This is a genomic window from Allobosea robiniae (genome assembly GCF_900102525.1).
Classification (GTDB): Bacteria; Pseudomonadota; Alphaproteobacteria; order Rhizobiales; family Beijerinckiaceae; genus Allobosea; species Allobosea robiniae.
The window spans coordinates 495,062-521,827 of sequence record NZ_FNBZ01000002.1 but is presented as its reverse complement, the minus strand read 5'-3'; the positions used below and the strand labels follow the sequence as shown (position 1 = coordinate 521,827).

Annotated in this window: 30 protein-coding genes and 2 tRNA genes; 13 read left to right on the top strand and 19 right to left on the bottom strand. The window is 67.3% G+C overall.

What is annotated here, in order from left to right; all coding sequences use genetic code 11:
* The first annotated feature begins 7 nt into the window (after positions 1–7).
* The 4 genes from BLQ70_RS08175 (at position 8) to BLQ70_RS25585 (ending at position 2,324) form a co-directional block, all read left to right on the top strand.
* Positions 8–988, top strand: coding sequence for a hypothetical protein (locus tag BLQ70_RS08175; protein WP_244511941.1), 981 nt, complete (start codon positions 8–10; stop codon positions 986–988).
* Positions 989–1,166: 178 nt separating this feature from the next.
* On the top strand, positions 1,167–1,589 hold the full coding sequence (gene dksA, locus BLQ70_RS08170) for an RNA polymerase-binding protein DksA (RefSeq protein ID WP_061966923.1): 423 nt from the start codon (positions 1,167–1,169) through the stop codon (positions 1,587–1,589).
* 155 nt (positions 1,590–1,744) lie between these two features.
* Positions 1,745–2,137 carry a GFA family protein gene (locus tag BLQ70_RS08165; protein ID WP_091856547.1) on the top strand — a complete coding sequence of 131 codons (393 nt, stop codon included), beginning with the start codon at positions 1,745–1,747 and terminating at the stop codon, positions 2,135–2,137.
* 16 nt (positions 2,138–2,153) lie between these two features.
* Positions 2,154–2,324 (top strand): hypothetical protein, encoded by a 171-nt coding sequence (locus BLQ70_RS25585; RefSeq protein ID WP_170843342.1) that lies wholly within the window; start codon positions 2,154–2,156, stop codon positions 2,322–2,324.
* A 307-nt stretch (positions 2,325–2,631) separates the two neighbouring features.
* Here the strand turns inward: BLQ70_RS25585 and flgH are convergent, their stop codons facing one another.
* The 4 genes from flgH to flgF are packed head-to-tail and all read right to left on the bottom strand — an operon-like array spanning position 2,632 to position 6,014.
* Positions 2,632–3,384, bottom strand: a complete 753-nt coding sequence (gene flgH / locus BLQ70_RS08160) for a flagellar basal body L-ring protein FlgH (RefSeq protein ID WP_061966921.1) — start codon at positions 3,382–3,384, stop codon at positions 2,632–2,634.
* Between the two features lie 18 nt (positions 3,385–3,402).
* On the bottom strand, positions 3,403–4,449 hold the full coding sequence (gene flgA, locus BLQ70_RS08155) for a flagellar basal body P-ring formation chaperone FlgA (RefSeq protein ID WP_091856546.1): 1,047 nt from the start codon (positions 4,447–4,449) through the stop codon (positions 3,403–3,405).
* Positions 4,450–4,463: 14 nt separating this feature from the next.
* Positions 4,464–5,255: a flagellar basal-body rod protein FlgG gene (flgG, locus tag BLQ70_RS08150; protein ID WP_061966919.1), complete on the bottom strand. Its 792-nt coding sequence runs from the start codon at positions 5,253–5,255 to the stop codon at positions 4,464–4,466.
* 15 nt (positions 5,256–5,270) lie between these two features.
* Positions 5,271–6,014, bottom strand: a complete 744-nt coding sequence (flgF, locus tag BLQ70_RS08145) for a flagellar basal-body rod protein FlgF (RefSeq protein WP_091856545.1) — start codon at positions 6,012–6,014, stop codon at positions 5,271–5,273.
* A gap of 233 nt (positions 6,015–6,247) precedes the next feature.
* On the opposite strand from flgF, the gene fliL reads away from it, so the two are divergent.
* The 5 genes from fliL to BLQ70_RS08120 all read left to right on the top strand — a co-directional run bounded on the left by fliL (position 6,248) and on the right by BLQ70_RS08120 (position 12,810).
* Positions 6,248–6,799: a flagellar basal body-associated protein FliL gene (gene fliL, locus BLQ70_RS08140; protein ID WP_244511940.1), complete on the top strand. Its 552-nt coding sequence runs from the start codon at positions 6,248–6,250 to the stop codon at positions 6,797–6,799.
* A 39-nt stretch (positions 6,800–6,838) separates the two neighbouring features.
* Positions 6,839–7,966, top strand: a complete 1,128-nt coding sequence (gene fliM / locus BLQ70_RS08135) for a flagellar motor switch protein FliM (protein ID WP_061966916.1) — start codon at positions 6,839–6,841, stop codon at positions 7,964–7,966.
* 9 nt (positions 7,967–7,975) lie between these two features.
* Positions 7,976–8,431 (top strand): DUF6468 domain-containing protein, encoded by a 456-nt coding sequence (locus tag BLQ70_RS08130; RefSeq protein WP_061966915.1) that lies wholly within the window; start codon positions 7,976–7,978, stop codon positions 8,429–8,431.
* Complete coding sequence (locus tag BLQ70_RS08125) at positions 8,428–9,267, top strand: MotE family protein (protein ID WP_091856544.1); 840 nt, start codon at positions 8,428–8,430, stop codon at positions 9,265–9,267. Before BLQ70_RS08130 ends, BLQ70_RS08125 begins: the two co-directional genes overlap by 4 nt.
* 96 nt (positions 9,268–9,363) lie before the next feature.
* Positions 9,364–12,810, top strand: coding sequence for a tetratricopeptide repeat protein (locus tag BLQ70_RS08120; protein ID WP_139163504.1), 3,447 nt, complete (start codon positions 9,364–9,366; stop codon positions 12,808–12,810).
* Positions 12,811–12,819: 9 nt separating this feature from the next.
* Here the strand turns inward: BLQ70_RS08120 and BLQ70_RS08115 are convergent, their stop codons facing one another.
* From BLQ70_RS08115 to BLQ70_RS25790, 5 genes are all read right to left on the bottom strand, one after another.
* Complete coding sequence (locus BLQ70_RS08115; RefSeq protein ID WP_091856542.1) at positions 12,820–13,164, bottom strand: lipid-A-disaccharide synthase N-terminal domain-containing protein; 345 nt, start codon at positions 13,162–13,164, stop codon at positions 12,820–12,822.
* Positions 13,164–13,907 (bottom strand): glycosyltransferase family 2 protein, encoded by a 744-nt coding sequence (locus tag BLQ70_RS08110; RefSeq protein ID WP_061966909.1) that lies wholly within the window; start codon positions 13,905–13,907, stop codon positions 13,164–13,166. Before BLQ70_RS08110 ends, BLQ70_RS08115 begins: the two co-directional genes overlap by 1 nt.
* Before the next feature lie 79 nt (positions 13,908–13,986).
* On the bottom strand, positions 13,987–15,684 hold the full coding sequence (locus tag BLQ70_RS08105; RefSeq protein ID WP_091856541.1) for an ArnT family glycosyltransferase: 1,698 nt from the start codon (positions 15,682–15,684) through the stop codon (positions 13,987–13,989).
* A 153-nt stretch (positions 15,685–15,837) separates the two neighbouring features.
* Positions 15,838–16,095: a hypothetical protein gene (locus tag BLQ70_RS08100; RefSeq protein WP_091856540.1), complete on the bottom strand. Its 258-nt coding sequence runs from the start codon at positions 16,093–16,095 to the stop codon at positions 15,838–15,840.
* Positions 16,096–16,558: 463 nt separating this feature from the next.
* Positions 16,559–16,744: a hypothetical protein gene (locus tag BLQ70_RS25790; protein ID WP_210184257.1), complete on the bottom strand. Its 186-nt coding sequence runs from the start codon at positions 16,742–16,744 to the stop codon at positions 16,559–16,561.
* Here BLQ70_RS25790 and BLQ70_RS26230 point away from each other — a divergent pair.
* A complete protein-coding gene (locus BLQ70_RS26230) occupies positions 16,731–16,865 on the top strand; it encodes a hypothetical protein (RefSeq protein WP_210184256.1) in 135 nt (44 codons plus the stop codon). The genes BLQ70_RS25790 and BLQ70_RS26230 overlap by 14 nt on opposite strands.
* Here the strand turns inward: BLQ70_RS26230 and BLQ70_RS25580 are convergent.
* The 5 genes from BLQ70_RS25580 to BLQ70_RS08065 all read right to left on the bottom strand — a co-directional run bounded on the left by BLQ70_RS25580 (position 16,831) and on the right by BLQ70_RS08065 (position 19,154).
* The gene (locus tag BLQ70_RS25580; protein ID WP_091856538.1) at positions 16,831–17,688 is read right to left on the bottom strand and encodes a LysM peptidoglycan-binding domain-containing protein; all 858 of its coding nucleotides are present in this window, start codon (positions 17,686–17,688) and stop codon (positions 16,831–16,833) included. The two genes, BLQ70_RS26230 and BLQ70_RS25580, sit on opposite strands and share 35 nt — an antisense overlap.
* 321 nt (positions 17,689–18,009) lie before the next feature.
* A tRNA-Arg gene (locus tag BLQ70_RS08080) sits at positions 18,010–18,086 on the bottom strand.
* A 31-nt stretch (positions 18,087–18,117) separates the two neighbouring features.
* Positions 18,118–18,423 (bottom strand): ETC complex I subunit, encoded by a 306-nt coding sequence (locus BLQ70_RS08075; protein WP_061966904.1) that lies wholly within the window; start codon positions 18,421–18,423, stop codon positions 18,118–18,120.
* 65 nt (positions 18,424–18,488) lie between these two features.
* Positions 18,489–18,565 (bottom strand) — tRNA-Pro (locus BLQ70_RS08070).
* 106 nt (positions 18,566–18,671) lie between these two features.
* Entirely contained in the window at positions 18,672–19,154 is a 483-nt protein-coding gene (locus BLQ70_RS08065; protein ID WP_091856678.1) for a DUF192 domain-containing protein, read from the bottom strand.
* A 204-nt stretch (positions 19,155–19,358) separates the two neighbouring features.
* Between BLQ70_RS08065 and BLQ70_RS08060 the strand changes: the two genes are divergently transcribed.
* A complete protein-coding gene (locus tag BLQ70_RS08060; RefSeq protein WP_091856537.1) occupies positions 19,359–21,194 on the top strand; it encodes a hypothetical protein in 1,836 nt (611 codons plus the stop codon).
* A complete protein-coding gene (locus BLQ70_RS08055; RefSeq protein ID WP_091856536.1) occupies positions 21,184–21,897 on the top strand; it encodes a CatB-related O-acetyltransferase in 714 nt (237 codons plus the stop codon). Before BLQ70_RS08060 ends, BLQ70_RS08055 begins: the two co-directional genes overlap by 11 nt.
* On the opposite strand, the gene BLQ70_RS08050 is transcribed toward BLQ70_RS08055, so the two are convergent.
* From BLQ70_RS08050 to aspS, 5 genes are read right to left on the bottom strand one after another with little or no spacing between them, the layout of a single operon-like run.
* Entirely contained in the window at positions 21,869–22,915 is a 1,047-nt protein-coding gene (locus BLQ70_RS08050; protein ID WP_061966901.1) for an acyltransferase family protein, read from the bottom strand. The genes BLQ70_RS08055 and BLQ70_RS08050 overlap by 29 nt on opposite strands.
* A complete protein-coding gene (locus tag BLQ70_RS08045; RefSeq protein WP_091856535.1) occupies positions 22,912–23,793 on the bottom strand; it encodes a glycosyltransferase family 2 protein in 882 nt (293 codons plus the stop codon). Before BLQ70_RS08045 ends, BLQ70_RS08050 begins: the two co-directional genes overlap by 4 nt.
* Positions 23,794–23,835: 42 nt before the next feature.
* Entirely contained in the window at positions 23,836–24,144 is a 309-nt protein-coding gene (locus BLQ70_RS08040) for a hypothetical protein (RefSeq protein ID WP_091856534.1), read from the bottom strand.
* A gap of 8 nt (positions 24,145–24,152) precedes the next feature.
* Complete coding sequence (locus BLQ70_RS08035; RefSeq protein ID WP_061966898.1) at positions 24,153–24,521, bottom strand: hypothetical protein; 369 nt, start codon at positions 24,519–24,521, stop codon at positions 24,153–24,155.
* A 4-nt stretch (positions 24,522–24,525) separates the two neighbouring features.
* Positions 24,526–26,304, bottom strand: coding sequence for an aspartate--tRNA ligase (gene aspS / locus BLQ70_RS08030; RefSeq protein ID WP_091856677.1), 1,779 nt, complete (start codon positions 26,302–26,304; stop codon positions 24,526–24,528).
* 189 nt (positions 26,305–26,493) lie between these two features.
* Between aspS and BLQ70_RS08025 the strand changes: the two genes are divergently transcribed.
* The gene (locus BLQ70_RS08025) at positions 26,494–26,757 is read left to right on the top strand and encodes a hypothetical protein (protein WP_061966897.1); all 264 of its coding nucleotides are present in this window, start codon (positions 26,494–26,496) and stop codon (positions 26,755–26,757) included.
* The last annotated feature ends 9 nt before the right edge of the window (positions 26,758–26,766 follow it).

Genomic DNA, 26,766 nt, shown 5'->3' with positions numbered 1-26,766 from the left:
TCGGGCGGTGAAGTGGACGGGCTTCACCGGCGCCTTCCTCAGCGCAGCGGTGCTGATCGCGGTCGCCTTCCTGACGGCCGCCTTCCTGATCGATCCCTATGATTCCGGCCGCTCGCCGCTGAAGCTCGGGGAAGGCGTGCGCCCGCAGGGCCCGCGCACGGCGCTGGCGAGCCGCGGGCGCGACCCGCGCTTCACCGGCGCCATCTTCGGCAACTCGCATATCCAGCTGATCTCGCCGGAGGAGCTGCATGCGAAGACCGGTATCCCCTTTGTCTCGCTGATCGCCCCGGCGACCCAGCCCAGGGAGACCTTCGCGACGATCGACTGGTTCCTGCGCCACCACCGCACGGCGCCACCGCAGGCAATCGTGGTCGGCATCGACAATTACTGGTGCACCGCGAACCCGGCCCTGCCCAACGAGAAGCCCTTCCCGTTCTGGCTGTTGAGCCGCAGCCTGCCCGACTATCTCGGCGGGCTGATGCGCTTCGACCTGCTGGAGGAACTGCCCCGCCGAATCGGCTACCTGACGTCGGGCAAGGCGGAGCGTGCACGCCCGGACGGCTACTGGGACTACGAATCGGGCTACGGCGTGCAGGGTTACGGAACCAATCCGGAGATCATCGCCCGGTTGCAGAAGCCGATCGAGGCCGGCGGCGGCAATGTCGACGGCCCCTTCCCGGCCGCGACGGGTCTGGAAGAGCTGATGAAGGCGGCCCCGGCCGAGACCGCGCTGATTCTCCTGCGCCCGCCGGTCTATGTCACCGCCCTGTCGAAGCCCGGCACGCGCGATGCCGCAGCCGATGCGGCCTGCCGCAAGGCCTTCGCCGACCTGGCGGCCCGCCGCCCGCGCACGGCGCTGGTCGATTGGCGGGTCGACAGGCCTGAATTACGCGATCCGAAGCTGTTCTTCGACCATAGTCATTACCGGCAACCGATCGCCCGACTGGTCGAAGCCGACATCGCCGAGGCGATCCGCAAGCTGAATTGACGCGAATTCCGCCGTTTTCGTCAAAAATGGGCGCCGGATCGCGCGTTTTCACGAAGCCGTTGAAGTCCTGTCGGAAGCGATTGTTCCAGTTGAAACGGATCGCTATAAGGGCGCCAAATCGGCTCCCCTTCCGCGGCACAGCCGATGGGTGCGTGAGCCGACAACTGAGAGAGCGCCCATGTCGAAGCAGATCATCCTCGAGGCGGATTACAAGCCGAGCGATGACGAGCCGTTCATGAACGACCGTCAACGCGAGTATTTCCGCGGCAAGCTCCTCGCCTGGAAGGACGAGATCCTGCGGGAAGCCAGGGAAACCCTGCTGACCTTGCAGAAAGAGAGCGAGAATCACCCGGACATCGCCGACCGGGCCTCCTCCGAAACAGACCGTGCCATCGAGCTGCGCGCCCGCGACCGGCAGCGCAAGCTGATCGCCAAGATCGACGCGGCCATCGCCCGAATCGATGACGCGACCTACGGCTATTGCGAGGAGACCGGCGAGCCGATCTCGCTGAAGCGTCTGGAAGCCCGCCCGATCGCGACGCTTTCGCTGGAGGCGCAGGAGCGCCACGAGCGCAACGAGCGCGTCTTCCGCGACGATTGAGCCGCGACAGGCTTGCCCGACTTGTCCAAGAGGCCCCGCGTCGACAGGCGCGGGGCCTTTTGCATGAAGCCCCCTATGTCGACGGCCCGTTTCCGTCGGGAAGCGGCCTGCCCTAACCTCGCGGCGACAACCGCCAATCGAGGAGGACGCGCAGCATGGACCGTTTCACAGGCGGATGCCGGTGCGGCAATCTGCGGATCGTGGCGTCGGGGCGCCCTTACCGGGTCGGCATTTGCCACTGCCTCGACTGCCGCAAGCATCACGGCGCCCTTTTTCACGCCTCCGCGATATTCCCGCAGGAGGCGGTAGCGATCGAGGGCGAAGCGCGCGACTATGACGGACGGTTCTTCTGCCCGCGCTGCGGCTCACCGGTCTTCGGGCGCTCCCGCGACGAGACCGAGGTAAACCTCGGATCGCTCGACGCTCCGGACCAGCTGATGCCGACCTACGAGCTCTGGACCATCCGCCGCGAAGCCTGGCTGCCGCCCTTCCCGCTGAAGAAGCGTTACGAGCGCGATCGTGGCGCCGCAAACCGCTCCGAGATCTAACGGAGAACCGTCGATCATGTCGCGAAATCTGGCCGCCTGCCTGCTTCTGATGCTCACGGTGTCGGCTTGCACCCGCGACGATGCGCGCTGCCACACGCACAAGACCTCGAATGGCGACCTCACCGAATGCAGTCGGGAACAGGCCGGACCATCGTTCCCAGGCGCCGGCTCGAAGAAGCCCGCATAGCCCTCGCGCGCCCGGCGTCGTTGCTCCGCCGCATGAATTTGCCAGGCCTCGCGGCATGAGGGCGATGCGGCGCTCGCGGCCGGCCACTGACGGTGCGCGTGAACCGGGGGGCGCTACCTCTGACTGACATGGGAAAGCCCCGCGTCGGGAGGACGCGGGGCTTCTGGCCGCCGACCTTTGTAAAGCTTGGGGAGCGTGGCAGGCAGCCGGGAGGGTGGCGGCTCGGGAGAGACCGCCGGCCGGCCGGCGCGGAGACAAGGGGGAGCGTTCCGCGCCGTCCGGGATTTCGGTGATAAGGGTCGAAAGATCAGAAGGGCAGCAGGATATCCATCACCTGCTGGCCGTAGCGCGGCTGCTGGACATCAGTGATCTGGCCGCGGCCGCCATAGGCGATACGGGCCTGGGCGATCTTGGTCGAATCGATGGTGTTGTCGGACTCGATGTCCTCCGGCCGGATCACGCCGGCGACGATCAGTTCGCGCACCTCGAAATTGACGCGGATCTCCTGCTTGCCCTCGATCACCAGGTTGCCATTGGGCAGGTTCTGGGTGACGACCGCCGCGACATTGGTCGCCAGCGTCTCGGAGCGGTTGACCGAGCCCGCGCCCTCGCTGGAACCGTCGGATTCCAGCTTGAGCAGGGAGGAGGCCTTGGCGCCGTTGGGCAGGAAGGCATCGAGCTTGTTCTCGAAGCCGAAGGCGTTCTCGGCGCCGAGATCCTCGCCGTTCTTGCGGCTGCGCTTGGTCGTGTTGTTGAGCTGGGCCTTGTCGGTGACCTTGACCTTGACGGTGACGAGGTCGCCAACCCTGCGGGCGCGCTGGTCCTTGAAGAAGGCGCGCGAGCCGGTGCGCCAGAGCGAGTTCGGCGCATAGGAGGCGTGCGACACCTCCGGCATCGGCATCTGAACCGGCTTGTAGCCCTTGGCGGCGGTCGGGTCCTCGACCGGCGACAGCGTCGGCGCCTGGCCGACATTGGCGAGGCGGTCGCCGATGCCGCAGGCGCCGAGCGAGGCGGTCAGCAGCAGGAGCCCGGTGAACTTGGCGAAGCGGTTGGCGGACATGGCTCTTTCCACGGAACTTTACTGAGCGCTGGCGACGCGGCCGGCGGCGGAAGGCTGGACGGAAACCCGCCCGGGACCGCTCACCTTGCCCTGCAGCACGCGCTTGGACTGGGGATTGGTGATGGAGATGACATCGCCCATCGCGCCGGCCTCGTTGGCCCGGCCGCGCAGCGTGAGCAGCAGGCCCGGCGTCTCGTAGACGATGGTGACGAGATCGCCCTTGCCGACGATCTCCTCGCGCTGGACGTCGCTTGCGCGCAGCGGCACGCCGGCGAGCAGGGCACGGCGCGCGACCTTGTCGATGGCAGCGCGGATATCGCCGATGACCTCTCCGCCCTGCCCCTCGCGCTGGCGGCGTTCGATGACCACATCGTCCTTGCCGAGCGTCTCGCCACGGGCGATCAGGCGCCTGGGCACCACGACTTCCATGGTTTCGACGAGCTGGCCGGAGATGCGCAGCGGCTTCAGCCGCATCGCCGCGCTGCCGGGCACCGCGAGCCGGGCCTGCAGGCGCCGCGAGCGGGCATCGAAGGAGAGTTCGACCACGGCGACGTCGCCCGTCAGCTCGGGCTCGACGGCGATGCTCGGTGCCCCGCCATCGATCGCCAGAGCGAAGATGCGGGCATCGACGCCGAAGCGCTCCTGCAGTCCGGTCTTCACGGCGGCTTCGAGGTCCATGGCGGTGATGCGACGGGCGGAGCGCGTCACCACCACCTGTGCGAAACCCTGGCTCCGGAACTCGCTGGCATCGTGGACGATGCCGGCCGCGCGGGCGGCCTCGACGATGCGGGCGACCTGGATCGTGCCGGTCTCGCCCAGCGCCGGCGCCCGGAAGGCCGCCGTCGCGGCAGCCTCGCCGGAAAGGCCGGGAATGAGATCGCCGAAGGTGACGAGATCGCGCCCGAGATTGACCTCGGAGCGCAATTGCAGCCTGGACGGCAGCGCTGCGGCCGCAGGAGCCGCAACGGCGGAGGCGACCGCGACCGGGGCGGGCTGAGCCTGCTGCGGCGCGGCCAGAGCGGCGGTGCCGGAGAGAGCCAGGGCGATCAGGGAGAGGCGGATCATGATGCGCGCCCCCCTTAGCCGCGGAACATCTGCGTCGTCGCCGACATCATCTGGTCGGCGGCGGTGATGACCTTGGAATTCATCTCGTAGGCGCGCTGCGCGGCGATCAGCGAGGACAGCTCGGTGACCGCCTGGACGTTGCCTTCCTCGAGGTAGTTCTGCTGCAGCGTGCCGAAGCCCTCGCCGCCGCCGAAGCCGTCGATCGGCTGGCCCGACGCCGCGGTCTCGATATAGAGGTTGTCGCCGATCGACTCGAGGCCGACCTTGTTGACGAAGCGCACGAGCTGGATCTGGCCAAGCTGCTGCGGGGCGGTCTGCCCCGGCACCATCGCCTCGACGATGCCCTGCGCGTTGATGCTGACGCTGGAGGCATTGTTCGGCACGGTGATGCCGGGCTCGACCTGGTAGCCGTCGCGGGTGACGAGCTGGCCCTGCGCGTCGAGGTCGAAGGAACCGTCGCGGCTATAGGTGGTGCGGCCATCGGGCATGCGGATGCGGAAGAAGCCCTCGCCGCGGATGGCGACGTCGTAGGGCTTCTCCGTCGGGCTGATATTGCCCTGCGTCATGACGCGGCCGGTCGAGACCGTCTTGACGCCGGAACCGATGAAAGTGCCGGCCGGAGCCTGGGTGTTCTGGTCCGAGGTGGCCGAGCCGGCGCGCCGGAAATTCTCGTAGAGCAGGTCCTGAAAATGAACCTGCTGGCGCTTGTAACCGGTGGTCCGGACGTTGGCGATATTGTTGGAGATGACCTGGACGTTCATCTCCTGGGCCATCATGCCGGTCGCGGCTGTCTGCATGGCGCGCATGGTGCTCGCTCCCTATCAGGCCTGCTGGTCCGCCAGGCGCGAGATCGCCCGGCTGCGCAGCTCATCGGATTTGCTCATCATGTTGGCGACGCTCTGGTAGTTGCGCTGCACCTCCATCAGGCGGGTCAATTCGACCACGGCCTTGACGTTGGAGCGCTCGATCGCGCCCGGCTCCAGCCGCGCCTCGATGCCCGCCGCCTGGGGCGGCGTGGCCGAGGAGAACAGGTTGGTGCCTTCGCTCGCCAGCGCCGCCGGATCGGCGAAGCGCACCTGCCGCAGCTTGCCGCGCGTGCCCTGGTCGCTGCTGACGGTGCCGTCGGCGGCGATGCGCATGGAATGTTCGCTGGAGCCGAAGACGATCGGCCCGGCCTCGCCCATCACCGGCAGGCCGGTCTGGGTGACGAGCCGGCCCTGCCGGTCGAGGCTCAGGGAGCCGGCGCGGGTATAGCGTTCGCCGTTCGGCGTCTGCACGACGAGATAGTTGTCGCCCTTCAGAGCGACGTCGAGCGGATTGCCGGTGAGCTCCACCATGCCCTGCGACAGGTCGAGCGGCGTGCCCTTGTCGATGACATAGGACAGCGGCCGGTCGGCCGGCTTGAAGGCGTCGGCCTTCGCGACAGGCATGAGGAATTCGGTGAAGCGCGCGCTGCGCGCCTTGAATCCATTGGTGCCGACATTCGCCACGTTGTTGGCGATGACGTCCAGCTCGCGCGCCAGAGCCACCTGACGCGACAGGCCGATGAGAAGCGCGTTCTCCACGGCTTATCTCCCGATCATGTCCCGCGGCAACCTCGACGCTCCCCAGCGCAGTCGCCACGGCCCAGTACCGGCAAGCGGCGTGCCAACATGGTTAATCCAGGCAAGATATTGATATCATTGAATACAGAGCGGATGCCCCCTCCCGTCACGGCCCGGCACATGCTGCTGAAGCGGCAAGAACAGCCCGGCAAATTCTGCCGCCCTTAACGACGCGTTAACCGTAACGGACGAAGGTGACCGAACGGGCGGCAGAACGCGGCCCGGCTGCCGGGGCGCGTGACGAGATGGCGAAGAAAGCCAAGACGGAAGAGGAAGGCGCCTCCGGTGATGAGGCGCCGAAGAGCAGGAAGAAGCTCTTCATGATCATCGGCGTCGTGCTGCTGGCGGCGGCCGGCGGTGGTGGCTGGTTCTTCCTGAAGAAGCCCTCGCCCGAACAGATCGCAGCCGCCGAAGCCGCGGCGAAGGCCAAGAATCCCATCGCCTTCCTGGACATGAAGGACATGATGATCGGTATGTCCAATGGCGGCCAGCAGGACCGCCAGCCGATCATGAAGATCAAGGTCGTGCTGGAGATCGCCGATGCGAAGGCGGCCGACCAGGTCAAGCCGCTGCTGCCGCGCGTCGAGGACGCCTTCCAGGTCTTCATGCGCGAATTGCGTCCGTCCGATCTCGAAGGCTCGGCCGGCATGTACCGCCTCAAGGAAGAGCTTCTGCGTCGCGTCAACCTGACCGTCTATCCGGCCAAGGTCGACGCCGTGCTGTTCAAGGAACTGCTGGTCCAGTGAGCCGCAACCGGCTGACCGCACCGAGATGACGGCGGAACGATGAGCACCGAACGCGACACCTCCGTACCGAGCGACGAGCCGCTGACCCCGGAAGGGATGGCGGCCGGCTGGACCGCCATGCCCGACATGGTGGAGGACGACGGCGAACAGGAAGGCGGTACCGATCGCCTGATGTCGCAGGACGAAATCGACACGATGCTCGGTTTCTCCAGCGGCGACGAGAAGGACGGCCGCAACGGCATCCAGGCGATCGTCGATTCCGGCTCGGTCGCCTATGAGCGCCTGCCGATGCTCGAGATCATCTTCGAGCGTCTGGTGCGCCTGCTCTCGACCAGCCTGCGCAACTTCTTCACGGACAATGTCGAGGTCACGCTGGAGAGCATCCGCTCGGTGCGCTTCGGCGACTATGTCAACTCGATCTCGCAGCCGGCGCTGCTCTCGGTGTTCAAGGCCGAGGAATGGGACAATTTCGGCCTGATCACCATCGAATCGTCGCTGATCTACTCGGTCCTCGACGCGATGTTCGGCGGCAAGCGCGGCCAGCCGGCACCGCGCATCGACGGCCGCCCCTTCACCTCCATCGAAATCCGCATGATCCGCCGCGTCATCGAACTGGTGCTGGGCGATGCCGAGGCCGCCTTCAAGCCGCTCTCGCCGGTGCGCTTCAACGTCGACCGCGTCGAATCCAATCCGCGCTTCGTCTCGATCTCCCGCCCGGCCAATGCCGCGATCCGCGTCGAGCTCAAGTTCGACATGGAAGGCCGCGGCGGCGCGCTGCACATCGTCCTGCCCTACGCCACGATCGAGCCGATCCGCGAATTGCTGCTCGAAAGCTTCATGGGCGAGAAGCTGGGCCGCGATCCGACCTGGGAGAACCATCTCGCGACCGAGGTCTGGCAGGCCGATGTCGACGTCACCTGCGTGCTGCACGAGACCCGGATGCCGCTCAAGCGCGTCATGAAGCTCGAAATCGGCGATACCCTGATGTTCGACGCCCGCCCGGATGCCACCGTCTCGCTGCGCTGCGGCGATTTCATCGTCACCGAAGGCCGCATCGGCCGGGTCGACGGCAAGATCGCCGTCCAGGTCGTCAGCCCCTTGCGCCGCTCCAAGACCACCATCGCCGCTTTCGACAGCCTCGCCAGCCATCTCGGCGCCACGACCTGAAGAGGACACATGACGATCAATCTCATTGCCGACGTGCTTGTCGCCAGCCTCCTCGTCGCCACCATCGTCACCTGCTTCATCCTGACCAGGCGCATCGAGCGCCTGAAGGCGGACGAGGCCGGCATGCGCCAGACCGTCGGCGCACTGATCACCGCGACGGACAATGCCGAGCGCGCCATCGCCGGCCTCAAGTCGACGCTGGGCGATTGCGACCGGACGCTGGAAGAGCGCCTGCGCACGGCCGAGCGCTACGCCGCCGATCTCGCCGCCCAGGTCGAAGCCGGCCAGGCGGTGATGGAGCGCATCGGCCAGATCGTCAGCGCCGCGACCCTCGTCGGCGCCAAGGAGGTCCCGGTCGAGGCGCCCGCCGCTCCCGCACCGGTCTCCCGCCTTGAGAGCGCGGCCCAGTCCGCCGCCGCCATCCGCGCCCGCGCCGCCCGCCGCCTCGAGGAACAGGCTGCGTGATCGAACGGCCCCGCCTCCTGCCGGCAGTGATTCTCGGCGCCATGGGTCTCCTGGCGCTGAAGCTGCTTGCCTGGACGGCGGAGCCCGCCCCCGGCCACATTCCGGCCGATCTGCCGCTCATGGCACAAGCCCCCACGGTCAAGGACGGGGCCATGAACGATCCCAAGATCTGGGGTCTCGCCAAGATCATCGCGCGGGCCCATGCGCCCGACGTCTTCGATCCCGAGACGACCGGCTCCGTGCCTGCTCCCGATTCGAAGAAGGAGCAGGAGAAGAAGGAAACCGAGGCCAAGGCCGAAGCCGCACGCGCCGCCAACCCCAACAACAAGGCCGGCATCATGAACGGCTCGGTCCAGCCGGTATCGCCGGCCGAGAAGGCTCTCCTGGAGCGCCTCGGCGAACGGCGCGAGGAGCTGGAAGGCCGGATGCGCGAGCTCGAGATGCGTGAGCGCCTGCTGAACTCCGCCGAGAAGAAGCTCGACGGACGCGTCGGCGACCTCAAGACCCTCGAAGAGAAGGTCAGCCCGGCGGCAAAGGCCTCTGCCGACGAAACCAAGGCGATCAAGAACCTCGTCATCATGTACGAAGCGATGAAGCCGAAGGACGCCGCCCGTGTCTTCGACCGTCTCGGCCTCGACGTGCTCGTGCCGGTGGTCCAGCAGATGAACCCGCGCAAGATGTCCGAGGTGATGGCGGCGATGTCGCCCGACCGCGCCGAGAAGCTGACCGTCGCGCTCGCGACGGGCGGGCGCGGCGCCGGCATCGAGCGCGTGGCGAACGAAGCCCCCCTGCCCGGCAACGAGCTCCCGGCGATCGCCCCCGCGCCGCAGCGCTGAAAACGGTCTGTCCGCGCCCATTCCGTTAAGACGCCATTATGGTTGACGCGCTAGCGTGCCGGAGGGCCGCCACGTCTCAGGGCGTGGCAAGGCCCAGTGTCGCGTTGGGTCGAGTATCACGGTTTGCGTCTGTCGCGCTCCCTCGCCTTCGGTATCGGGCTGGCCGCTCTCGCGCTCGCCGCCGGCCTGGATACGCGTGCCCTTGCGGCCGGCGCGAAACTGCGCGGCGAGGCCATGCCGGCCGGTTTCGGCCGCCTGTCCCTCACCTTCGACGAGCCGATCCAGACCCGCATCCGCGTCTCCAGCGGCGTGCTGATCGTCGCCTTCGGCGGCCAGGTCCAGGTCGATGCCGCACGCATCGCCCGCGAATTGCCCAATTACATCTCCATTGCCCGCGTCGACCCCGACGGGCGCGGCATGCGCTTCGCGCTGACGCAAGCCTACAAGGCCAATCTGATCGAGGCCGGCGACAAGGCCTTCATCGATCTGCTGCCGCAGACCTGGACCGGCGTTATGCCCGGCCCGCCGCCGGAAGCCATCGCCGAGCTCACCGAGCGCCTGCGCCTCGCCGAGGCCCGCGCCAGGGAAGCCGCACGCCAGCCGGTCGCGCCTCCGGCGGTGCTGACGATGCGCGTGGCGAGCCTCCCGACGCTGGAGCGCCTGATCTTCAAGGCCCCGGCCGAGACGAAGCTCACCAGCGACCTATCGGATGGAACGCTGAAGCTGGTCTTCGACCGGCCGATGAATGTCGAGGCCGGTGCCATCCGCAGCGCCCTGCCGGCCGATATCGGCTTCGCCGGACTGGATGCCGGCAAGGAGGCGCTGAGCCTGGCCCTGACCCTGCCCAAGGACTGGCAGGCCCGCAGCTTCAGCGACGAGACCGGGCTGGTGGTCGACCTGCTCCGGCCGGTAAAGCAGGAAGCGCTGTCGCTCGCCGATCTGAGCAAGCCGTCCCCCCCACCGGCCCCCGCCCCAGGCACAACGCCGGCAGCAGCGGAGCCCCCCGCCAAGCCCGCGGCAACCGCGCCCCTGGTCAAGCCGGCAGAGCCTGTCACCCAAGCCGCTGTCGCAACTCCTGCCGCTCCCGAGGTGCCGCCGGGCCCGGTCGCGATTACGGTCGAGGGCAAGCGCCTCGACTTCCGCTTCACCCGGCCGACCGGCGCCGCGGCCTTCCTCGATGCCGGCGTGATGACGCTGGTCTTCGACACCCGCGACACCATCGACCCCGCCAAGCTCGCCGGGCTGATGCCCAAGCTGATCGAGGACAGCACGGTGACCCGCGAGGGCAAGGTCACGCTGGTCAGGCTCAAGCTTGCCGGCCAGCCGCTGACGCGGATCTTCGACAACGGCCTGGCCTGGTCGCTCGACCTCGGCGAGGATGCCGGCCGGCCCGCCGCTCCGGTCGAGCCGCAGCGCAGCATGGACGATCGCGGCCAGACCATCGTCGCCGTGCCGCTCGCCGGCCTGACCGGCATTCACTGGCTCGAATCGGGCCCGGCCGGCCTGCCTGTCGCCGTCGCCACCGCGACAGGCCCGACAAGGCTGACGCCCAAACCCTATCAGTTCGTCGAATTCGGCCTGCTTCAGACCGCGCAGGGATTGGCAATCCAGCCGCATGCCGACGATGTCGCCGTCCGCGCCGGCACCGAGCAGGTCCGGGTCGGCCGCAATGGCGGGCTCAACGTCTCTCTCGATATCGGTGAGCCCAGCGGGAAGGCCGAGGAGACGGCCGGGAAACAGGACGCCGCGCCGCTGCTCGACGGCGATGCCTGGGCCAAGCTGCGCATCGGCAACCCGCGCGACCGCGCCCGTGCGCTGCTGCTCGACGTCACCGATGCCTCGCGCAGCCGCAAATCCGAAGCCCGGCTGGCGCTCGCCCGCTTCTATGCCGCCAACGGCCTGATGCCCGAGGCTGCCGGCCCGCTGAATGCCCTCCTGGCCGACGATGCCTCCATGCGCGGCAACCGCGAGGCGCTCTTCCTCAAGGGCGTCATCGCCGCCGGGATGCACCGGGACCAGCAGGCATTGACCGCCTTCGATGCCGGCCCGATCAAGGACGATGCCGAGACGGGACTTTGGCGGGCGCTGATCGAGCAGCGCCTGAACCGCAACGCCCAGGCCCTGGTCGGCTTCCGCCGCGCCGAAGCCGTGCTCGACCACTACCCGGCCGACCTCCAGGGCGAGTTCCGCGAGGCGATGGCCCGCGCTGCTCTGACCCAGCAGGATATCGGCGTCGCCGAGCGTCAGATCCAGGCGCTGGCCGACATGCCGCGCGGCAGCTTCGACCAGGAGCATCTCGCCCTGCTGCAGGCGCGGCTCGACGATGTCGGCGGCCGCCCGGAAGCGGCGATGAACGGCTACAAGCCGCTCTTCGACGCGAGGAGCCGCCCGATCGCGGCGGAAGCGCAATTGCGCGCGGTCAAGCTCGCGGACACCGAGAAGCGCACCGACATCAAGCCCGAGGAAGCCATCGCCCGGCTGGAGACGGTCTCCGTCATCTGGCGCGGCGGCCGGCTGGAGATCGAGGCCTTGGCCGAGCTCGGCCGGCTCTATGCCGATCAGCAGCGCTGGCGCGACGCCTTCATGGTCGCGCGCCGCGCCAACGAGAACTTCACCGATGATCCGCTGACGCGGCGCATGCATGATGAGACCGCCCAGCGCTTCGCCGAATTGTTCAGCGGCAGCGGGCTCGGCAAGCTGCCGCGCATCGAGGCGCTCGCCCTGTTCTACGATTTCAAGGAATTCCTGCCGATCGGCCGGCGCGGCGACGAGATCACCCGCCTGCTCGCCGATCGCCTCGTCGAGCTCGACCTGCTCGACCAGGCCTCGGAGATCCTGAAGTACCAGATGGACCGGCGTCTCACCGGCGCGGCGCGTTCCACGGTCGCGGCCCGGCTTGCCATGATCGACCTGATGAACGGCAAGCCGGCCGATGCGATCCGCGCGCTCAACACCACCCGGCTCGTCGAACTGCCCGCCGACGTCAAGCGCGCGCGCCTGCTGCTTGAGGCCAAGGCGCTCTCCGATCTCTCGCGCACCGACCAGGCGCTCGAGATGCTGGAAGCCGAGCGCGGCCCCGAGATCGACAGGCTGCGCGCCGACATCTACTGGACCGGGCGCCGCTGGCGCGAGGCGGGCGAGGCTTATGAGCGCCTGCTCGGCGAAAGCTGGCGCGGCGACGACGCGCTCGGCGACGGCGAGCGCGCCGACGTGATGCGGGCCGGCGTCTCCTATGTGATGGCGAGCGAGAGCCTGTCGCTCGACCGGCTTCGCAGCAAGTTCGCCCCGAAGATGGCGCGGGGCGCCGATGCAAGGACCTTCGCCTTCGTCACCGGGGCCGACCGGACGCGCGCCTCCGACATCCGCGAGATGGCGCGCGCCACCGCCAATGCCGACACGCTTTCGGAATTCCTGAAGGCCTATCGCGAGCGCTACCCGGCCTACTCCGCCGCGATGCGCAAGCCGCAGCCGCCCGCAGCCGACAAGCTGCCCTCGCCCGCCGACGGTGCGGCGGCCGAGCCGGCGGCACCGTCGCGGAGCTGAGGCGGCCGCCTAACCCGGCCCGGAATTCGTATCCTCGCCGCGCGCCCGGGCGCGCAGGACGAATTGCAGGTTGCGGATATAGACGAAGACGCCGAAGCCCTGGCCGAGGATGAAGACGGGGTCGCGCCGATAGAGCGCATACATCAGCAGCAGCAGGCCACCGCCGATCGAGAACCACCAGAAGGTCATCGGCACGACCGAGCGCTGGGCCTTCTCGCTCGCCCACCACTGCACCACGAAGCGCATGGTGAAGAGCCCCTGCGCGACCACGCCGAGCAGGACCCACCAATCGACATTATTGACGAACACATCGTGGAAATAGCGGCCGATGGTCTGCTGCAGATCGATCAGCATCACATCGTCTCCGAGACGATCTGCGGCACGCGCTTGCGCCGGCGGATCAGCCACCACACGCCGGCCAGGTCGAGGATGCCGACCCAGAGCCGGTCGAAGAAACCGTAGTTCGAGACGCCGGTCAGCCGCGGCCGGTCCCGCACGTCGACATGCAGGACCTTGTGCCCCTCGCGTGCCATCAGCGCCGGCATGAAGCGGTGCAGCGCATCGAAATACGGCAAGGCGAGATAGGCCTCGCGCCGGAAGCATTTCAGCCCGCAGCCGGTGTCGCGCGTATCATCCTTCAGCACCCGCACGCGCACGCCGTTGGCGACCTTCGACTGCCAGCGCTTGAAGCCGGTATCCTTGCGCCCGACGCGCTGCCCCTGCACCATCCCGGCCTGGAGCCCGCCCTTCTGCAAGGCCTCGACCATTTCCGGCAGGAAGGCGGGATCGTTCTGGCCGTCGCCGTCGAGCGTCGCGACGATGGCCGAACGGGCATGGCGCACGCCGCTGCGCACCGCCGCGCTCTGGCCGCAGGACTGGGCGTGGGTGACGACGCGCAGCCAGGGTCGCGTCGCGGCGAGCTCGGCCAGCGCCGCAGCCGTGCCGTCGGTCGAGCCGTCATTGACATAGACGACCTCGAAGGCGCCGATCGCCGCGCAGGCCTTCTCGATATCGGCGACGAGCGGCGCGATGTTGCCGACTTCGTTGCGCACCGGCACGACGACGCTGAGCAGCGGATGGGAAGAGGTTTCGGTCAAAGGGGCATCATCCGGAAAAACGGCCCGCAAACTGCGTCAGCGCGGCGAATAGGGCAAGAGCTTCGAGAGCAAGGGTGCCTCAACCGGGCGAACGGGCGAACACGGCGATCTCAAGCTTGCGCCCCCCATTGAGGTTGAACCCGTTGATCGTGGTCACCAGCCGCGGCTTCGCCGGCTGGCTCGCCAGGGCCGCCTTGAAATCGTCGGCGAAGCGGCTTTCGACGAAGGCGACGCGGCAGCCGGGCTGATTCAGGAAGGCCGCCGCGTCCGCGCCGCTTGCAGCCATCGCGAGCTTCGTCCCGGTCAGGAAGACGAGGCTGGGCTCGCGATAGCCCAGCGTTACCACGGCCGGATCGGCGCAGCCGGCAGCCTTGAGCGTCTCCGCCAGACGTGGCGACAGCTTCAGCGAGCGCAGGCTCTCGATGGCGAAGGGATAGACCGCGATCGTCAGCAGCAGGCTCGCGAGCACGCAGCGCCAGAGCGCGCCTTCGAAATCGAGCCGCCGGAAGGCCGCGACGACGCTGCCGGCGCAGAGCAGGACGAGCGCGAAGAACGGCAATGCCAGCCACGGCACCGCCCGGTCGAGCGTCCAGTTGCCGAACAGGATCGTCGCCATCAGCGCCAGCGGCACGATCACAACGAGGCAGGCGGTCAGCACGGCGCCGCGTCGATGGCGGTCGATTCCCCCGTTCAGCACGGCCAGCAGCAGCAGCGCGGTGATCGCCGGATAGAGCGGCAGCACGTAATGCGGCAGCTTCGTCGGCACCGCCTCGAAGACCAGCCAGGACGGCACGATCCAGGCGAGCAGGAACAGGATCTGCGGCTCCTTGCGCCGGACCCAGGCGAAGGGCACCGCCATCGCTGCGAAAGCCGCCGCCGGCCAATAGGTCGCAAAGAAGAACAGCAGGTAGAGCCCAGGCGGCCCCCAATGCTTCTCCTGCCCCTCGGCGACCTTGCCAAGCATGTCCTGCCCCACGCTCTCGGCGAAGAAACTGCCGCCAGTCTTGACCATGATGGCGACGAACCAGGGCAAGGCGACGACGAGACAAAGCAGCAGGCCAGGGCCGAAGCGCAGCGGCTTCAGCCAGCGGAAGGATCGCTGGCTCGCGCTGAGAACGAGAATGGCGAGGCCCCAGACCATCGGCACGATCGGCCCCTTGATCAGCAGGCCGAGCGCGGTCGCGCCCCAGAACACCAGCCAGTTGCGCCGATCCGGCACGAAGGCGAGCGAGCGCGTCCAGTCGAGCCAGGTCCGCGCCAGCGCGCCCATCGTCGCGACGGCGCAGGCCGCCAGCAGCGCATCCGTCTTGGCGATCCGCGCCTCGACGCCGAGCAGTACCGCAGCCGCCATCAAGGCGCCGCCGAGCAGGGCGAGTGGCGGCGAAAGGAAGGCCAGCAGCGCCCAATAGGTCAGCAGCACCGTTGCGGTCGCGCCGATCAGCGAGGGAATGCGATAGAGCCAGATCTGCGTGCGCGCCTCGGGGATGCCGACCGCCTCGCCCGCCCGCACCGCCGCGCTCTGCAGCCAGTAGATCCCGACCGGCTTCTTGTGGCGCGCCTCATCCTGGAAGCGGATATCGACGAAATCGCCGGTTTCGAGCATCTGCTTGCTCGCCTGCGCGAAGCGCGGTTCGTCACGATCGAGCGGCTGGAGCGTGCTGAAGCCCGGCAGGAAGGCGGCGAGCGACAGGAGCAGGAGGAAGATGCAGGCGCGCAGATGGCTGCCGGAGGCCGCATCCCTGACCCGGTCGATCGCTGGCGTGAGCGAAAACATCATCCATCCCCGCGGCTGCCCGGCCGCACCTGTCCTGAAAGTCGATTCCCGCCCGATGGCGGGCCTTTCGGGCGCGATCAAGGCGAGGCCGCGCGGGTTTACGCTGCCGGGGAAGGGTCGGCAAGCATGGCGAGGCAGCAATGCCGACGCAGGCCGTCAATCGTCGGACGAGTCTTCGCCGATTCGAATTGCCTGAATCATCCGCGGCGACAAGGTCATGGCCTGACTCGTTGCCGGCGCGACCGGGGCTGTAAGGGCCGACAGATCGACGGGCAGTTCGCACGCCGCCTTCGGAGCGACCCCATACGAGGAGCCGAGCGGGGCCAGGCTCACCGTCTTGACGAAACCGGGCTCCGCGAGGGCCGGGGACGAAAGAGCCGCCGCGAGGGCGGTGATGGCGACGAACCGCAACATGGCTGTACTCCGCATCGGCCCCCGCTCCTATAACCGGGGTGAAGGTCGCCTGTTCCGTCGGATGGACGCGAAGGGAATGGACGACGCAGGAGAACAATTCCGTTCAGCCTGCGTTATGCTTCCGCGTGCTTCTGTCGTTGAAGCAAAAGGAGAATGCCATGCATCGCGGTGTAACCTCTGCCCTCCTGGGGATCGGCCTAGCTGCAATCGTGGCCTCGGCTCAAGCAGGCGAAGCCTTACCCTCTGGTGTCGCGCAGCGCCTCGACAACGCACCCGTCGAATTCTCGATGACGGCTGCGAAACGCGAACGTCTGATGATCATTCAGCAGAACACGGCCCGGCAGCGGCATTACCGCGGTGGCGGCTATGGCCGCGGCGGTGGAGGCTATGGCTATGGCTATGGTCGCGGCGGGTACAACCGAGGCTATGGCAACGGCCCGCGCTATGGCGGTGGAGTGCGGCTTCAGCCGCCGGCGTCGTCCTTTGGCTGCGGCGGCGTCCCCTGCCGCCGGTGGTAGCCACACAGGTTGATCACGACCCCGGGATAGTTGCCCGGGCCATGCTCGCCAGCGACCGGAATTGTCGCGGCGAGCAGCTGGCACGCGAGCGCCGAACGGCGCTCCTCGTCGCAGCGCATGAAATGGTTCACCAGCGGCTTCCAGTCCGGACCGGTGCAGAGCTGCGACACGTTTCAGGTCAAGCGGCTCGGAGCGGACTGCCGCGGCAAGGCCACGATCAGGGTGGGATCGTCAGCACCTGCCCCGGCTTGATGAGGTTCGGATTGTTGCCGATGACCGCCCTGTTTGCGGCGTAGATCACCGACCATTTCGACTGCGTCCCATAATATTTCTGGGATATCATGCTGAGGTTTTCGCCTCGCTGTACCGTGTGCGTCCTCGATACCGGACCTGGCAAAGGCGGCGGGCTGGGCGGCGGCCGCGGGCCTGGTGGCGGCGTGGGCGCAGGGCCGGGAGGCGGCGCCGGCTTGGGGAAGTCCGGCGGCGGCTTGAAGCTGTAGTTCCGGTCCACGAAGAACCCGCGGATCTGATAGTCGGTTGCGTTCAATGCGCTGATCGTGAAGCGCTTCGTTGTCGGATGCGCGTAGATGAAGGTCGTGGTGTTCTCGTTATTGGGGTCGTAGAGCTTGAGGATCGGCCCGCCCGGCGATGGCGAGCTTTGGCAGGCGCTGACCAGGACATGGTGGCCTGTGAATGCGCCGAGCTTGATCAGGAAAAGAGGAACCGGCCGGTTGGCGGCGATCGAGCGGCGGATCAAATCGTATTCGCTGGCGACGCTGTCGACATACAACTGATGGAACATGAAAAAGATCGTGCTGCGCATCAGGCGGGGCACCGTGTACGCATGGGCGCTTACCTGGCGCGAATAGATGTGTGCGTTGAGCGGCGTACGAACCGGCGGAGGATCGGAATCCTTCGGGATGGGTTTCCGGGCGTAATGATGATCGAGCGCGCTGTAGACCATCCCGCCGCACAGATTCTCTCCGTGCGGCCCGCCGGGATGCAGCTCCCATTTTATGTCGCTGTTGCTGAAATGATAACCTTGGATCGCCGGCATGAAGGTCGTTTGAAGCATCGCTTTTCGCCTTCCCCGAACCGCACATCCTCTTCTGCGAAACCCGGATGTCGACATGCACGGGTGGCAGTGGTTCTGTGTCGTCTCGCCAAGCAGGATAGGAACCGCTAACGGCGTCGGGCATCCTTCAAACTGACGACACGGCGAGACTCTGCCGGCGGCGGAGACGCGCTCGCTGTCAGCCGGCGCGGTCTTCGAATGGGAGGATCAGCAGTCCGAAGAAGCCAGCAGATGAGCGCTACCCGGCGCTACCCCGACCTGGCATGTCGGTAGCAATCCCAGATGCCAGAACGCGCAAGCATCTGGGATTTCTGAATAAAATGGCGAGCCCGGCTGGATTCGAACCAGCGACCAGCAGCTTAGAAGGCTGCTGCTCTATCCATCTGAGCTACGGGCCCGAAAGCGAGGATGTCCCCTCGCCTGTCGGCTTCAATGCGTCCACTGACCGACGCGCGAGAATTTGAAATTATCGGAATAGGACAGTGAACGGCGCTTGGCCTCGTTCGGCTGCTCGACGCGATAGGCGATGCCGTTGCGCGTGGCATAGGCGACGGCCTCGGCTTCGCTGTCGAACCAGAGCTTGAGCTGGCTCTTCATGTCCGACGACGAGGTCCAGCCCATCAGAGGCTCGATCTGGCGCGGCGCCTCCGGCTCGTATTCGAGCAGCCAGCGCTCGGTCTTGGCCGTGCCGGACTGCATGGCCGTGCGGGCCGGGCGATAGATGCGTGCGGTCATGAAAGCGCTCTGCCGTCACCAAAATCCCTGCAGCCCGACATCGGGCTGCCGCATGACGTTTCCAGTGGTCGGGGCACCAGGATTCGAACCTGGGACCCTCTGCTCCCAAAGCAGATGCGCTACCGGGCTGCGCTATACCCCGACGGCACTCGAAACGTTGCGGTTCGCTATCATGCCACAGGCGCAACCCGCAAGCGAAAGCCAATCATGCGGCATCAGCTTGTGCAGCGACGCAGCCGCCGGCACCCTCAACGCTTGAACAGCACGTGCTCGACCTTGTCGCCGGCCTTGATGCCGAGCTGCTTGCTGACGCCGCCATTGATCTCCAACACGGAGAGCACCGGCTCGCCCGAGGGAATCGTCCGCGTCGAGAGCGGCTCGGTGCGCTCGGCGATGCGCGCGATCGTGCCGTCGGCCCGGATGAACAGCATGTCGAGCGAGATGTAGGTGTTCTGCATCCACATCGCCACCGGCTCGCTCACTGCGAAATCGAACAGCATGCCGCGGTCAGTCGGCATGTAATTGCGGAACATCAGGCCCTTGGCCCGCTGGTCCGGCGTGCGCATGACCTCGACCTGGAAGGCATGGCGCGTGCCGCCGCTGACGATGACGAGCGATTCGAGGCCCGCTCCCCCGGCAGCAGCCGGCTGGCCCTGCGCTTGCAGTCCGGCCGGTGCCAATGCGACCAGCGCCAGCGCGAAGGCGGCGAGAGCGTTTCTGAGGGCATGCATCGCTTTGGGCTCCGTGGCGGCCATGACCCCTTGCGCTCTAGAAGGGGCCGATGGCAAATCTTCGGCAGATGGCCGCCTTCGCCGCCTTTCGGTCAAGCCTTTCGTCATCATATGAATGCGGGATGCCACGCGGCGTCCCCTGACGGCTTTCTTTCGTCATCCGCTTGCGGCAGTTTCGCCGGGCTATTGAAGCAGGAGATATCCATGATCGTTGCGCGCCCTCGTCGGACGACGCACCTTGCCGGCACGGCCCTGGTGGCTGTCCTGATGTCCTTCGCCTCCTCCGCCTGGGCCGCCGATTTCCAGCTCGACAATGTCAGGATCGACCTCGGCAAGCTCGTGATCAACGCGCCGAAGATCGCGATCAAGGGCTCGACGCTGGAAAAGGACGCCTTCCTGGCGCTGTTCACCGGCGCCTCCGCCAGCGAATCCGCTTCGGCCAGGGCTGCACGCCTGAACGCCGCCGAAATCAGCGCGCCCGAACTGTCGCTGGAACAGACGGTCGGCGACCAGAAGCAGACCACGGTCTATCGCGACATCCGCCTGACCGATATCCGCGAGGGCAAGATCGGCCATGGCGAATCGGCGAGCGCCAGCATCACCGCCGACGGCGCTGCCACGGGCCCGATGAAGGGCGAATTGAAGCGCACCGCCTTCGACGCCTTTGACCTGCGCCAGATCACGCGCGTGCTGACCGAGAAGGCCGCGCCCGGCGCCAGCGAGGCGATGCTTCCGGTCATCGGGAATTTCGAGCAGGACGGCTACAACCTGGACATGGGCAAGGCCGGCAAGATGTCGCTCGGCAAGACGACGGCGCGCGGCTTTGCCGCCAGGGTCGGCCCCGAGCCGCTCCTCGACGTGGTCTCGCGACTGGCCAAGGCGAGCGAGGAAGTCGAGCGCAAGCAGGACGACAAGGAGACCGACGCCGACAAGCCGCCGGCCAAGACCGAGGCCGAACGGCAGCTCGGCCTTTCGATGCTCGCGCTCTTCGACATGTTCGAATACGGCAGCGGCGAGGCCCGCGATCTCGTCATGACCGTGAGCCCGCCGCCGAAGGCCAGCGCCAAGGTCGACGCGGTCGACATGCGGATCGCCCGCATGGCCTTCGGCGAGAACACCCCGGCGAAATCCGGCTTCGCCATGGAAGGCTTCCAGTTCCGCTCGGGCGAAGCCAAGGGCGGCATCGATTCGATCGCCTATTCCGGCTTCGCCTTCGGCTCCGTCATCCGCGAGTTGCGGGCGGCGCTGGCCGAACCGGACAAGCCGATGGACGAGATCGATTTCCGCCGCTTCATCCCGACGCTCGGCACGGTGCGCCTCGCCGGCATCTCGATCGACGCACCGGCGATCATCACCGGCAAGGAGCCGGTCAAGATCTCGCTCGGCACCTTCGAGATCAAGGCGGGCGAGCAGCTCAACGGCATCCCGACCAGCCTCGCGCTGACGATCGACAAACTCGTCACTCCGGTCTCCGAGGCGACCGGCAACCCGGCGGCCAAGGACATGATCGCGATGGGTATCCGCTCGCTCGACCTGTCGGCCAAGCTTGATCTCGCCTGGGAAGCCGCGAAGAACGAGATCGCCATCCGCACGCTCTCCTTCGGCAGCGCCGGCCTTGCCCAGATCGAGGCCTCCGGCACGCTCGGCAACGTCACCAAGGACCTGTTCGCCAGCGACCTCGCCCTCGCCCAGGTGGCCGCGCTCGGCGCCACCGCCCGCAACCTGCAGGTCAAGCTGCAGAATTTCGGGCTGGTCGAGAAACTCATCGAGAACGAGGCGCGCAAGTCCAAGCGCAAGGTCGAGGACGTCCGCCAGCAATTCACGATGGTCGCGAGCCTCGGGCTGGCCGCCATTCTCGGCCCCTCCGACGGAGCCAAGGCCGTGGCAGGCGCCGCCTCCCGCTTCGTCGCCAAGCCCGGCACCCTGACGGTCTCCGCCAACGCCAAGTCGGCGACGGGGCTGGGCCTTGCGGACGTCATCACCATGACGGAGCCGACGGAGATCTTCGAGAAGATCGATCTCAAGGCCGATGCGCAGTGAAGAACAGGGTGTGATCGCGCCCGAGGACAGCGACTGGCGTCCGTCAGGCCTTCAGGCCTGGTGGGCAGGCCTGCCGCAGGTTCCCCGCGGCTGGCTGCGCAAGCGGCTGAACCCCGACAACCAGACCCGGCTGCACCTCGCGAAGCTCGTCGCGCGGCGGCCGGGGCAATTCACCATCTGCCCCTATACCTATGGTCGTCCGAAGGTGCGCTTCCCTGAAAGCGGCGCCCGGCTCGTGATCGGGCGCTACGGCTCGATCGCGGATGGCGTCGAGATCCTGCTCGGCGGCAATCACCGGCTCGACTGGGCGACGACCTACCCCTTCCCTGCTTTGCCTCGCCTCTGGCCTCCCGCTGCCGGGATAACTGGCCATGACACGACCCGCGGCGATGTCGTCATCGGCCACGATGTCTGGCTCGGCTCGCAATGCATGGTGATGTCCGGCGTCACCATCGGTCATGGCGCCGTGGTGGCGGCGCGCGCCGTGGTCACACGCGACGTGCCGCCCTATGCGATCGTCGCCGGAAACCCGGCACGGGTCGTCAGGTTGCGCTTCGACGAGGCCCGGATCACGGCTTTGCTCGAAACCGCATGGTGGAACCGCCCCCGCGCCGAGATCGAACGCCTGATCCCGCTTCTGCTCTCCGAGCGGATCGACCAGCTGCTGGAAGCGCTCAGGAAGCGCCCATCAACCGGCGCTTGAGCCCGAGCGCCGGCTTCTCGATCAGGTACCAGGACAGCGCCGCGACGACGACCGTCACCGCGAGCGACGGCCAGAGCAGCGCCACCGCGCCGAGCGACGGGTAGAGCGCGTGCAGGGCCTGCTGCACCGGCCAGCCATAAAGATAGACGCCATAGGAGAGATCGGCCGGCGGCTCGATCGAGCGCCGCGTCAGGGCCGGCGCCAGCGCCAGCACGAGGACGCCCCAGGCCGTGACGAGATAGAGCGCCGCCTTGTAGAGCGGCGTGAAGGACAGGGGTACCAACGCCAAGAGAGCCACAGCCAGCAGCGGCAGCGAAAGCGGCACCTTCTCGCGATAAAGATAGACGACGCCACCGGCGAGGAAGATCAGGGGCAGGCGCAAAGCCGTCTCGGTGCCTTTGGACCCATGCGGCGCCATAACCTCGCGCAGGACGACGGCGAGGGTCAGCGCCAGCATTGCGGCCAGCGCGAGACGCGGGCGGGCTAGAAGCCCGGCGAGACCGGCAGCCAGCACGCCGAGATAGCACAAGGTCTCGTATTTCAGCGTCCAGACCGTTCCCAGCGGGAAAGGCAGCGGGTTGCTCTCGAAGACGCCCGGCAAGGCTGCCGCGCTTTTGAAGGTGGTCAGCGTGCCCGTGATGAAGCGCCACAAACGCGGGTCGCTGAAATAGGCGGATCGGTCGAGCGTCGTCATCAGCCCGCCCAGCACGAGCGCCACGACCAGGGTCGCCGCGATCAGCCCCGGCGCGATTCGCAGGAAGCGCGCGACGACATAGTCGCGCCAGCCGCGCCGCACGAAGCTCATCGTCACCAGGAAGCCGGAGATCGCGAAGAAGCCGTTGACGGCGTGCTCGCCCAGCGTGAACCCGGTGGTCTGGAACCAGGGCTCCTGCTCCACCCGCCCATCGGTCACGCTGAAGGCATGCGACACGACAACGGCAAGCGCCATCACCAGCCGGAGCAGCCCGAAATTGTTATGCGGGTTGGCGAGCGCCTCTGCGACCGTGGGCCGGCTCATGGCATTTCCCTCAGCCCTTCATGCGCCAATGCCGTCTCGCCGCGCCGCCAGGCGCGGGCGCCGGCAGCCGAGCCCGCATGCGCGAACATCTTCTCGCGCCTGAGCAGCAGCCCGTAGCCCGCAGCCTTGCCGATATTCTCCAGCAGGCGGATCGGCCGCGGCCCGGCCAGCCCGTATTTCCGGGCGATGTAATGCTCGGACCAGGCGAGATGCCAGCGCGCCTTGAAGCGCCGTTGCGGCGACGGCGTCGTCGAACGGCCCCGCCCATGCCGCGCCTCCGCTTCATGAACATGGACGAGGGCATGGCCGGCATCGCGCATGCGCCGGCACAGGTCGTCATCCTCATAGAACAGGAAGATCGCCGGATCGAAGCCGCCGAGCTTGATGAAGAGATCGCGCCGGATCAGCAGGCAGGCGCCCGAGAGGAAAGGCAGGCAGGCATCGCCCTCCGGGATCGCCATCGTGCCCGAGCGATTGAGATGCGGTGGCGAGAGCAGCGAGCGCGGCTGCAGGAAGATGCGCCCCGAAGGCTCGACGATACGCGGCGCCAGCATCCCGGCATCGGGATAGCGCTCCGCCCCCGCCAGCAACGCCGTAGCGGCGCCGCGCCCGAGTTCGAGATCTGGATTGACGATCAGCACATAGGGCGTCTCGGCTGCCGCGACGCCGATATTGTTGGCCCGGCCATAGCCCTCGTTGCGGGCATTCGCGATCACCCGCGCGCCCTTCGCCGCGGCGATCGCGCGGCTATCGTCCCCGCTGGCATTGTCGACGACGATAGCCCCCACGCCCTCCCCGGCCAGCGCATCAAGGCAGGCGGGCAGGACCTCGGCGCTGTCATAGCTGACGACGATGGCGGTGATGGCGGCGGCGGGCATTGCGGCCTTGTGGCCATGTCGCGGTGCTCGAAGCAAGCGATTTCAGCGGCGGGCGAGCGTACCGATCTCGCTCTTGATCCGCTCGCGCTCGGCACTCTCGCAGCGATGCGGCGCCTTGTAGGACTTCACGGCGTAGCCGGCATTGGCCGCGATGAAGCGTTGCCGATCCCGTCCGTCGAGCCGCGCGATGATGCGGTGGCGATCGACACGCAGGCCGCAATCATAGGCGCGCGAGACTGTCGCGGCGGCATACTCCACCGTGCCCGGCATCGGCCCGGCAACCGTACAGGCGCCGAGCGCCGCAAGCAGAACCGCCGCCGCGGCGGGTTTCAGGATCGAAGGCATCGGCATTGCGGGGCTCAGAGCGTGTTGAAATCCCCGGCCCGGATGCGGCCCATCCGTGCCTTGAGTTCTGCCCGCTCTTCGGCCGTGCAGGCCTGCGGTCGCACACCCTGATTGACCATCTCGGCCTCGGAGACGCCGATATAGGCCGCACGCGCCGCCGCGATCTGCTGATCGTCGGCGCCGCGCGCTTTTTCAGCCGCGAGGAAGCGGTCGAGCGTCGTGCGCTGCGGCGAGCCCGCCTTGCAGGTGATGGCGCGCGACACCGTCGTCGCCAGCGCCGAAGCGCGCCCGCTGCTGCTCTCGCCATGGGCGACGCAGGCGCCGAGCAGCGGCGTCAGGAGGCAGGCGAGCGAGAGGGCTCGCCCGGCAGGCAGGGAAGGCATGGGGTCAGCCGTTCTTCTCGGGCGGATTGACGCGCAGATGCGCCTCGCGCAGCTGCTTGGGCGAGGCTTCCGCCGGGGCGCCCATCAAGAGATCGACGGCCTGCTGGTTCATCGGGAACAGAGCGACCTCGCGCAAGTTCGTGGCGCCAGCCAGCAGCATGATGATCCGGTCGACGCCGGCCGCCATGCCGCCATGCGGCGGCGCGCCGTACTGGAAGGCGCGATACATGCCGCCGAAGCGCTCGATCACCGTCTCCTCGCCATAGCCGGCGATCTCGAACGCCTTCACCATCGCCTCGGGGCGATGGTTGCGGATGCCGCCGGAGGCGAGTTCGAAGCCGTTGCAGGCGATGTCGTACTGGAAGGCCTTGAGCGAGAGCGGATCTTCCTCGTTGAGCGCCTTCAGGCCGCCCTGCGGCATCGAGAAGGGGTTGTGCGAGAAATCGACCTTCTTCTCGTCCTCGTTGTACTCGAACATCGGGAAGTCGACGATCCAGGCGAAGGCATAGGCGTTCTCGTCGATCAGCCCGAGATCCTGGCCGACCTTGTTACGGGCGCTGCCGGCGAACTTGTAGAACTTGTCAGGGTCGCCCGCGACGAAGAAGCAGGCATCGCCGCCCTTCAGCCCCATCTGCTTGATGATCGCGGCGACGCGCTCCGGGCCGATATTGTTGGCGATCGGCCCCTGGCCCTCGCCGTCTTCCTTGACCATCAGGTAGCCGAGGCCCGGCTGTCCCTCGCCCTGCGCCCAGGAGTTCATCCGGTCGCAGAAGGCGCGCGAGCCACCCTTGGGCCCAGGGATAGCCCAGACGCGGTTCTTCTCGCCTTCGAGAATGCGCGCGAAGACCTTGAAGCCAGAGCCGCGGAAAGGCTCGGAGACGTCCTGCATGATCAGCGGGTTGCGCAGGTCCGGCTTGTCGGAGCCGTATTTGGCGATCGCCTCGGCATAGGGAATGCGCGGCCAGTTGCGGGCGACCGTCTTGCCTTCGGCGAACTCCTCGAAGACGCCGGTGATGACCGGCTCCATCGTCGCGAACACGTCCTCCTGCTCGACGAAGCTCATCTCGACGTCGAGCTGGTAGAACTCGCCCGGCAGACGGTCGGCGCGCGGGTCCTCGTCGCGGAAGCAGGGCGCGATCTGGAAGTAGCGGTCGAAACCCGCCATCATCAGGAGCTGCTTGTACTGCTGCGGCGCCTGCGGCAGCGCGTAGAACTTGCCGGCATGCAGGCGGCTCGGCACCAGGAAGTCGCGCGCGCCTTCCGGCGAGGAGGCCGTCAGGATCGGCGTCTGGAACTCGGAGAAGCCCGAATCCTTCATGCGGCGGCGCATCGAGTCGATGACCTTCGTACGCAGCATGATGTTGTTGTGCAGCTTCTCGCGACGCAGGTCGAGGAAGCGGTACTTGAGGCGCGTGTCCTCGGGATATTCGAGATCGCCGAAAACCGGCAGCGGCAGTTCGGCCGACGGGCCGAGCACCTCGATCGCCGTCGCGAAGACCTCGACCGCGCCGGTCGGCAGGTTGGCGTTCTCGGTGCCTTCGAGGCGGGCCTTGACCTTGCCGTCGATGCGCACGACCCATTCCGAGCGCAGCGTCTCGGCATCCGCGAAGGCCGGCGAATCAGGATCGATCACCACCTGTGTCATGCCGTAATGGTCGCGCAGATCGATGAAGAGCACGCCGCCATGGTCGCGGATGCGATGGCACCAGCCGGACAGGCGCACATTCTGGCCGATATCGCTGTCACGGAGTGCGCCACAGGTATGGGAACGATAGCGATGCAGGGTCACGGGATCGGTCTTTCGGAAATACGTCAAAGGCCGGTCCGTAGGACCAGCCGCAGCTTGCGGCTAAGCACACGCGCGCGCCCGAAATGTCAAGAACGGCCGCGACATCCGGTAGGCGCACTGCTAGCCTCGCATGGAGGTATCCGGACAGCGCGTGGAAGGGTCGACATGGTCCGATTAGCGATAATGAAGCCGCTGGCGCCGCTTTCTCTCGCCGCCATGCTGCTCGCCGGTGCGGATGCCTCCGCGCAGGCACAAGATCGCGGCAGTGCCTACAGCGCGGGCCTGAACATCGCACGCAAGCGCGGCTACGCCCACCCGGGCTGCTTCGCCGGCGTTTTCGCAAGGCACGCGAGGCCACATCCGGATGGTCGCCGGAACCATTGGGTCGCGAGCGCCGGACGCGCCTATCAGGGTGAACTGTGGAGCCAATGCGGCATCAGTCGCTGACAGCTTCGA